Below are 6,518 nucleotides of genomic sequence, written 5' to 3' on the forward strand. Positions count from 1 at the left end.
GGATCGGGCCGGCCGGACCCGCCGCCGGAATGTCCGCGACCGACGCCATCTCGACCGCGGGGCCGCCGAAATGCCGGCTCTGGCGCCGGTACATCGCGCGGGCCTCGGAGACCGCCAGCGCGCTCATCGGCGGGGTGCGCCGCCGCGCGATGCGCTCGAGGAAAGCCGCAGCCTCCGGGTCCAGATCCACCGCACGCTCCCCCGCATCACCGATCCGTGTCACGCCGCCGGGCTCGACTTCCGCCGCGGGCGCGCCGATGACGGCACCGATCCCCATGGCGGAGTCCGACCATGCTGCTCTACGAGCACCCGCTCTCGTCCTACGCGCAGAAGGTGAAGATCGCGCTGCGGGAGAAGGGCCTGGACTTCACCGCGGAACGCCCCGCGGATTTCGGCACGGGGCACCGCGGCGGGCCCCTCGGGCAGGCCAACCCACGGGCCGAGGTCCCGGTCCTCATCGACGGGGACGTCACGCTCTTCGAATCGACCGTGATCCTCGAATACATCGAGGAACGCTGGCCGGAGCCGCCGCTGCTGCCGCGCGCGCCCGCCGCCCGCGCCCGGGCGCGCCTGACCGAGGAGGTCTGCGACACGCAGTACGAGGCCGTGAACTGGGGCTTCGGCGAGGTGCTCTGGTTCCGCCGCGCCACCGGGGACCTCGCCGGCCGGCTGAAGGCGCGGGCCGCCCGCCAGACCGCGGAGCTTCAGGCCTGGCTGACGGAGCGGCTCGGCGAGGCGGACTGGTTCGGCGGCGCGCGTTTCGGCTGGGCCGACGCCGCTGCGGCCCCGATGGTCAACCGCTCGGTCCATTACGGCCTCGGGCCGGACGCGGGCAGCCCGCTCGCGCGCTGGCACGCGCGCCTGTGCGAACGCCCCGCCGTCGCCGCGACCTTCGCGGAGTTCGACGCCGCCGCCGCGCAGATGGCGGCGGCCTCGGAGCACTACACGACGGGCGGGCGCCGCCGGGCGTACCGCGACCACCGGCTCGAATGGATGGTCAGGTCCGGCGGCGTCGCGGTGGTGCTGGCGGGTCTGCGCGAGGACAACATCCGCTTCTCCTGGCCGCACGGCGAATAGAGCGCTCTCAGCGCCGAAGTGGACGCCGGTCCGGCGCATGAGAGCGCGTCGGGACGAGAGGTCGGAGCCGTTCCCGAGCGTAACGCGATCGGGAGCGGCTCTAGGGGCGTCCCGGCGGGCGGCGCCGGCGACGTTCGCGGCATCGCGACGCCCACCCCGCCGCGGAACGCCCGGCGGCGCGCCCGGTTGGCCCTCCAAATCATCCGGAGCGACCGATGACCGACAGCAACCCGCTGACCAAGTACCCGCGCCCGCCCTTCGAGGGCCAGCCGCAGAGCTTCCCCGGCAAGACCGGCCGGATGGCGCCGGAGCCGGACCACGGCGAGGAGAGCTACCGGGGTTCGGGCAAGCTCGCCGGCAAGGCTGCGCTGATCACCGGCGGCGATTCGGGCATCGGCCGGGCGGTCGCCATCGCGTACGCGCGCGAGGGGGCCGACGTCGCCCTGTCCTACCTGCCCGAGGAGCAGGCGGACGCCGAGGCGGTCGGCGCCTGGATCGAGCGGGCCGGACGGCGCGCCCTGCTGCTGCCGGGCGACCTCAAGGACGCGGCCTACGCCCGCGAGATCGTGTCCCGCACCGCCGAGACGTTCGGCCGCCTCGACGTGGTGGTAAACAACGGCGCCTTCCAGCAGCCGAACCAGGATCTCGACGGGATCGAGGACGCGGTGTTCGAGGACCATTTCCGCACGAACGTCTTCGGGGCCTTCTACGTGACCAAGGCGGCAGCCGGCCATCTGAAGCCCGGCGCCTCGGTGATCTTCACCTCGTCGGTCAACTCGAAGCACCCGATGCCATCGCTGCTCGCCTACAGCGCCACCAAGGGCGCGCTGAGCAACCTCGTGCTCAGCCTCGCGCAGCTCCTGGCCCCGAAGGGCGTCCGGGTGAACGGCGTGCTGCCGGGCCCGATCTGGACGCCGTTCATCCCCTCGGGGATGGAGGAGGATTCCGTGAAGAATTTCGGCAGCCAGGTCCCGTTCGGTCGCCCCGGGCAGCCGGCCGAACTCGCCTCGGCCTACGTGATGCTCGCGGCGGACGAGAGCAGCTACACCTCGGGCGCCCTCGTCACGGTCGCGGGCGCGATGCCCGTGCTCTGAGCGGCCCGGCCGGACGGCCAGGACCCGCCCGGCGCGGGCGGGAGAGGCTCGTCCGGCCCCCCAATACCTGACGCGCGCCCGGATCTGCAGCATCCATATGCAACCTTGGCGCGAATGTAGAGAAAAATCCCTCCCAGGTTCCGGATCTGCCCGGATCGACTGTCCGGATCCGGGCGGCGAGAGCGATTCATTAAGCCTAATCCCGGATGAATGGCGGTCACGTTCGCGGACCGGCGCCCGCCGGGTCCCGAGCGGTCTTCAGGCTTCGCGCCATGGGACGAGGGATGTCGGGTCGCACCATCACAGCACGGACCGGTGAGCGCGCGCTGCTCGTCGTCCTCGCCGCGGCCCTCCACGGCGCGCCCGCGCAGGCCCAGACCCTCGATCAGGCCGCCGCTGCGGCGCTGGAGAACAGCTTCGTCCTGCGCGCCGACCGGGCGCGGCAGGAGGGCGCGGAGGCGCGCGAGCGCGGCGCGCTCGACGCCTTCATGCCGACGGTGTCGCTCCTCGGCGACAAGCCGCTCTCCAGCCGCTTCACCTACGGCCCGCGCATCGAGCCGACCCAGATCGGCATCGATTCGACGCCCCGCGCGGCCCCCCGCCAGTACGGCATCACCGCCGACCTGCCCCTGTTCGACGGCTTCGGGCGCCTGCACACCCTGCGCTCGGCCGAGGCGCTGACCGATGCCGGCCGCTTCATCACCCTCGGCCAGCGCCAGCAGGTGCTGCTCGACACGGCGGTCGCCTACATCACGGTGCTGCGCGACGTCCGGATCCTCGCCGCCCGCGAGGCGCAGATCGGCGCGATCCTGCGCATCCGCGACGCGACCGCGCGGCAGTTCGAGGTCAACGACGCGACCCGCACCGACGTGGCGCTGACCGAGTCCCGCGTGCAGGCGGCCGAGGCCGCCCGCGACCGGGCCCAGGCGGAACTGGCCGCCGCCCGCCTCGGCTTCAAGCGCGTCACGCAGATCGAGCCCGAGCGGATGGTGCCGCCGCGCTTCCCCGACCGGCTGCCGCGCGACGAGCTGGCCTATGCCGAACTGGTGCGCGCGGCCAATCCGGGGCTCGCCGCCGCCCGCCTCGACGCGAAGTCGGCCGCCTTCCAGGCGAGCGCGACGGTGGGCGCGGTGCTGCCGCAGGTGAACCTCCAGGTCAGCCACGGCTCGACCTTCGGCTACAGCCCCACCCTCGACCGCATCACCGACACCACCGCCCGGGTGATCGCGCGCGTGCCCCTCTACCAGCCCGGCGCCTTCCCGAGGATCGCCGAGGCATCGGCGCTCGCGCGCCAGCGCGGCTACGAGGTGCAGGACCAGGAGCTGGCGACGCTGACCGCGGCCCGCACCGCCTTCGCCCGGCGGGTGGCGGTGACCGATCAGGTCCGGCGCCTGACCGAGCGTGTCACCTTCCTGCGGGCGACGATCCGGGGCTTCGAGGTGGAGCGCGGCGCGGGTTTCCGCACCGTTCTGGACGAGCTGAACCTGCGGGCGGAACTCGCCGACGCGGAGGTCGCGACCGCGATCGTGACGACCGAGCGCGACGCGCTGAGCCTGCAGCTCTCGGCCGCCGCGAACCTCCTCGACGTCGGCCAGAGCGTGCCGGCGGACCGCCGCTTCGAGACGCTCGCCGCCGTGCGCGACCCGCTGACGACCGCCGCGCTGCGTCGCGGCGGCGAGGCCGGCCCGGTGAGGCGCGCCGCCCGCGCCGGGGGCGCCCGGCCGGAACCGGGTGTGCCCGCCCTGCGCGGCTCGATCGGCGAGCCGGCCCCGGCCCGCTTCGGCCTCGCCTCCCACGGGCGCACCGGATGGGTGGTGCTGACCCGGTGATACCGTGTCCGGTCGAAGCGTTCGGTTCGACGCGTCGTCTCGGGAGGAAGCGCGGGTCCCCTCTCCCGTAGGGGAGAGGGGGCGCGGCGCGCGTTCACCCCGACCAGCCGAACCGATCGACCGGGGGCCGTCTCACGCCCGCGCCGGGATCCTGCGCCCCGCGCCCGGCGCCCAGTCGTCCTCGACGAGGCGGCCGCCCTCGATGCGCAGGACGCGATCGACCTGATCGAGCATGCGCTCGCTGTGGGTGATGAAGACCTTGGCGGCCCGGACCCGCTTCAGGCTCTCGACGAGCGCCGCCTCGGTGGTCGGGTCGAGGTTGGCCGTGACCTCGTCGAGGAGCAGCAGGCGCGGGCGGCGGCAGAGCGCGCGGGCGAGGAGCAGCCGGCGGCGCTGGCCGGTCGAGAGCAGGCCGCCCTCTTCCGAGACCTGGGTGGCGTAGCCCTGCGGCAGGCGCTCGATCTCGTCGCGCAGACCGACGCAGACGAGCGCCGCCTCCATCTCGGCCCGCGAGACGGCCGGGTCGAACAGCGCGAGGTTGTCGGCGACCGTGCCGGCGAACAGGCCGTCGTCGGCGAAGACCACGCCGAGGTTGCTGCGGTACTCGCGCTTGCCGAACTGGGCGAGCGGGCTGCCGTCCACCATGACGCGGCCTTCCGCCGGCTCGTGCAGGCTCGCCAGGATCTTCATCAGCGAGGACTTGCCCGAGCCCGACACGCCGACGATCGCCACGGTCTCGTGCGCGCCGAGATCGATGCTCAGGTTCACCGCGCGCAGGATCGGTTCGTCGGCCCGACCGAACTGCACCGTCACGTCCTCCAGGCGGACCTCGCGGTTGAGCGTCCGGTGGAAGGTCGCGTCCTGCAGGCCCGCCTCCGGCTCCTGGCCGAGCACGTCGTCGAGGCGCTGGAAGTGCACCCGCATCGCCGAGAGGTGCATCAGGTTGCTGGTGAGCAGGTTGACGCGCGCGAAGAACTCGGAGCGCAGGGCGAAGAAGGCGTAGAGCGTGCCGATCGTCAGCGTGTTCGCGATCACGCCGACGATGCCCATGTAGAGGGTCGCGACCGTGCTCAGCACGATGACGACGTGCATGAACAGTTCGGCGTCGATCTCGGCCTTGCGCGCCCGGAAGTCGAGGTTGGCGAAGCGCGAGAAGCTCTCGAACCAGCGCATCGCGAAGCGTTCGGTGCCGTTATGCGCCTTCAGGCTGTCGACCCGGCGCAGGCCGTCGAGGAGGCGGGCCCGCTCCTCCGAGCGCGCCTCCAGCGAGCCGAAGGTCGCCTGGTTGAGCTTCGGGAAGGTGAGGAAGCGCATCCCGATCACCGCGACCAGGGTGAGCATGGTCACCACCGCCATGGCGGGCGCGTAGTAGAGCATCAGCCCGATGATCAGGATCGAGGTGGCGCTGTCGGCAAACGCCGTGACGAGGCCGCCGACGAGGAACGCCTTGACGTGCTCGATCGAGTCGACCCGGGCCACGAAGTCGCCGGGGTGGCGCAGCTCGAAGTAGTTCAGCGGCAGCCGGAAGGCGTGGCCGACGACGTTGCGGGTGAACTGGAGCTGGAGCAGCGTCGAGGCCCTGAGCGTCACGTAGTCCCGCAGCCAGCGCCCGATCGCCTCGAAGCCCATCAGCAGGACGAGGCCGATCGCCAGCACGTGGAGCAGGTCGAGATCGACCTGCGGGATCACCACGTCGAGGGCGATCTGCAGGAGGACCGGCATGGCGAGGCCGAGGAGCGCGATCGCCACCGTGACGAGGCTGATCTGCCAGACCGTGCTGCCGAGCCCGCTCGTCGCGCGGAACACCGCGCGGAAGGTCAGCTTCTTCTCGGCGCGGACCCGTTCGAGGTCCATCCGGGGCGCGAATTCCAGCACCACGCCCGAGAACAGCTGCTCCATGTCGGCGCGCTCGTAGAGGCGCGGGCCGAATTCCGGGTCGTGCACCCGGTAGCGCCCGCCCCGGACCGATTCGAGCACCACGAAGTGGTTGCCCTTCCAGTGCAGGATCGCGGGCAGCTGGACGCCCTTCAGCTCGTCGATGTTCGTGAGCGCGTAGCCGCCGGCATCCAGGCCCAGCGTGTCGGCGAGCTCCACGATGTCGGCGAGCGACATGCCGGTGCGGGAGAGGGGAAAGAGCGCGCGCAGGTAGGCGAGGTCGATGTCGTGCCGGTGGTAGTTCGCCACCATGGCGAGGCAGGTCAGCCCGCACTCGTTGGCCTCGCTCTGGACCAGCGAGCGCACGCGCCGCCGTCCGGGGCCCAAGCCCTTCAGCCACTCGCTCATCCGAGCCTCGTTCCGGTTCCTGGCAGGTGGTGAGGGGTCAGCCGCGGCCGCGCATGGCGCGGATCGGGTCCAGCATCCAGTCGATCAGCCGCCGCTTCTCGACCACGATGTCGGCCGACAGCGTCGAGCCGACGCGGATCGGCTCGTCCACGCCGTAGGCCCGGATCGTGCGCGCGTCGGGCCGCACGTCGATCCGGTAGGTCGATTGGCGGGTGAGCGAGGTCGGGTCGAACAC

At 72.5% G+C, this 6,518-nt stretch carries 4 protein-coding genes and 2 pseudogenes; 3 read left to right on the forward strand and 3 right to left on the reverse strand.

The features are described 5' to 3' along the window. A pseudogene (locus tag AX737_RS31050) lies at nucleotides 1–277 on the reverse strand (hypothetical protein); the annotation flags it as partial. Between the two features lie 14 nt (nucleotides 278–291). Here AX737_RS31050 and AX737_RS31055 point away from each other — a divergent pair. From AX737_RS31055 to AX737_RS31065, 3 genes are all read left to right on the forward strand, one after another. Further along, on the forward strand, nucleotides 292–1,077 hold the full coding sequence (locus tag AX737_RS31055) for a glutathione S-transferase family protein (protein ID WP_066928007.1): 786 nt from the start codon (nucleotides 292–294) through the stop codon (nucleotides 1,075–1,077). Nucleotides 1,078–1,292: 215 nt separating this feature from the next. Next, on the forward strand, nucleotides 1,293–2,171 hold the full coding sequence (locus AX737_RS31060) for an SDR family oxidoreductase (protein ID WP_066928008.1): 879 nt from the start codon (nucleotides 1,293–1,295) through the stop codon (nucleotides 2,169–2,171). 284 nt (nucleotides 2,172–2,455) lie between these two features. Continuing rightward, nucleotides 2,456–4,000, forward strand: a complete 1,545-nt coding sequence (locus AX737_RS31065; RefSeq protein WP_066928010.1) for a TolC family protein — start codon at nucleotides 2,456–2,458, stop codon at nucleotides 3,998–4,000. 132 nt (nucleotides 4,001–4,132) lie between these two features. Here AX737_RS31065 and AX737_RS31070 read toward each other — a convergent pair whose 3' ends face one another. Further along, nucleotides 4,133–6,283, reverse strand: a complete 2,151-nt coding sequence (locus AX737_RS31070) for a peptidase domain-containing ABC transporter (protein ID WP_066928012.1) — start codon at nucleotides 6,281–6,283, stop codon at nucleotides 4,133–4,135. A gap of 37 nt (nucleotides 6,284–6,320) precedes the next feature. After that, nucleotides 6,321–6,518, reverse strand: a pseudogene (locus tag AX737_RS35065) (secretion protein HlyD); the annotation flags it as partial.

It is taken from the genome of Methylobacterium sp. CCH5-D2, assembly GCF_001556475.1.
Taxonomy (GTDB): Bacteria; Pseudomonadota; Alphaproteobacteria; order Rhizobiales; family Beijerinckiaceae; genus Methylobacterium; species Methylobacterium hispanicum.

Bases quoted from the DNA above. Each gene is read 5' to 3' on its own strand.
- AX737_RS31070 (WP_066928012.1), bottom strand. From the start codon at position 6,283: ATGAGCGAGTGGCTGAAGGGCTTGGGCCCCGGACGGCGGCGCGTGCGC.
- AX737_RS31065 (WP_066928010.1), top strand. From the start codon at position 2,456: ATGTCGGGTCGCACCATCACAGCACGGACCGGTGAGCGCGCGCTGCTC.
- AX737_RS31055 (WP_066928007.1), top strand. From the start codon at position 292: ATGCTGCTCTACGAGCACCCGCTCTCGTCCTACGCGCAGAAGGTGAAG.
- AX737_RS31060 (WP_066928008.1), top strand. From the start codon at position 1,293: ATGACCGACAGCAACCCGCTGACCAAGTACCCGCGCCCGCCCTTCGAG.